This is a genomic window from Nocardiopsis lucentensis DSM 44048, from assembly GCF_000341125.1.
GTDB classification, from domain to species: Bacteria; Actinomycetota; Actinomycetes; order Streptosporangiales; family Streptosporangiaceae; genus Nocardiopsis; species Nocardiopsis lucentensis.
In genome coordinates, this window is sequence record NZ_ANBC01000136.1 from 1 (window position 1) to 1,705 (window position 1,705).

Below are 1,705 nucleotides of genomic sequence, written 5' to 3' on the forward strand. Positions count from 1 at the left end.
CGAGGCCACCCATCGCGCCATCCGCGGCACGGACCTGCGCGAACTCAAGAAGCGCGCCCTGGACAACTGCGCCGAGGTCGGGCTGACCGTCACCCTGGTCGCGGCGATCGAACGCGACCTCAACGACCACGAACTCGGCGACATCATCGGGTTCGGCATCGACCACCCGGCCGTCCACGCCGTCACGTTCCAACCGGTCACCCACTCCGGCCGTCACGTGGAGTTCGACCCGCTCACCCGGCTGACCAACTCCGACGTCATGGAGATGATCACCGAGCAGCGGCCCGACTGGTTCCGTCCCGGGGACTTCGTGCCCGTCCCCTGCTGCTTCCCCACCTGCCGATCGGTCACCTACCTGCTCGTGGACCGCAAGGAGGACCGGACCGACGTCGTCCCCCTGCCGCGCCTGATCGACGTGGACGACCACCTCGACTACGTCAGCAACCGCGTCCTGCCCGACCCCGAACTGCGCGCCTCCCTGGAACGACTGTGGAGCGCCTCGGCGTTCATGAACGCCCCCGACACCATGGAGGGCCTGGCCGCGGCCACCGCCAACGCCGAGTGCGCGGCCTGCGGCATCGACCTGCCGCAGGCGGCCAAGGACCTGGGCGACAAGGTGTTCATGATCGTCGTCCAGGACTTCCTGGACCCCTACACCCTCAACGTCAAGCAGCTCATGAAGTGCTGCGTGGAGGAGATCACCCCGGACGGGCGCATCATCCCCTTCTGCGCCTACAACTCGGTGGGATACCGCGAACAGGTGCGCGCACGGATGTCCGGTGTCGAGGTCGCCGACGTCGTCCCCAACGCCCGCCCACTGGCCGACATCACCGTGGAGTCGCCCTACGGGTCCCGCATCGCCCGCACGAAGGGCAGTCCCGCAGCGGACGGCGAACCGGGCGTCGCCCCCGACCACACCAACGTCGGACAACGCGCGGTGGAGGAGTCATGACCGACCGATCGCTGCCCGTCCCCGACCCCGAGACGGTGAAGTCCTGCTGCGCCACGGCCTACGGCAGCGACGCCGTGACCCTGCTACTCGGGGACTCCTACCACCCCGGGGGCCTCACCCTCACCCGACGTCTCGCCGACCACCTCACCCTCACCGCCGGCTCCCGGGTGCTCGACGTCGCCTGTGGCCGTGGCACCACCGCCCGCCTGCTCGCCCTGGAACACGACGTGCGGGTGGACGGCGTCGACCTCGGCGCGGCCACCGTCGAAGCGGCCCGGAAGGCGACCAAGGAGTCAGCACTCGCTGACCGGGTCCGCTTCCGGGAGGGCGACGCCGAGCGGCTCCCGGTTCCCGAAGCCGTCTACGACGCCCTCGTGTGTGAGTGCGCCCTGTGCACGTTCCCCGACAAGCCCGCCGCGGCCGCGGAGTTCGCGCGCGTGCTGCGCCCGGGCGGCAGGGTCGGGATCACCGACGTCACGGTGGCCGGCGGCGGACTTCCCGACGAGCTGGCGGGGATCGCCGGATGGGTGGCCTGTGTCGCCGACGCCCTACCCGCCGACGCGTACGCCGAACTACTGCGTGCGGCCGGACTGCGCCTCCTTCGGGCGGAGCCCCACGACGGGGCCCTGGTGCGCATGATCGACCGGATCGACGCCCGGATACGGCTGCTCTCCATGACCGCGCCCGCGCGTCTCGCGGAGGTGGGAGTCGACGCCGACGCGCTCGCCCCCTACCTGACGGCCGCTCGGCGGG

General features: G+C 71.2%; 1 protein-coding gene and 1 pseudogene. Both read left to right on the forward strand.

What is annotated here, in order from left to right; all coding sequences use genetic code 11:
• Positions 1-952: pseudogene (locus D471_RS32975) on the forward strand (radical SAM protein); the annotation flags it as partial.
• Positions 949-1,705: class I SAM-dependent methyltransferase (locus tag D471_RS0104370; protein WP_017597501.1), on the forward strand; the 757-nt coding region annotated here is incomplete at its 3' end. The pseudogene D471_RS32975 and the gene D471_RS0104370, both read left to right, overlap by 4 nt.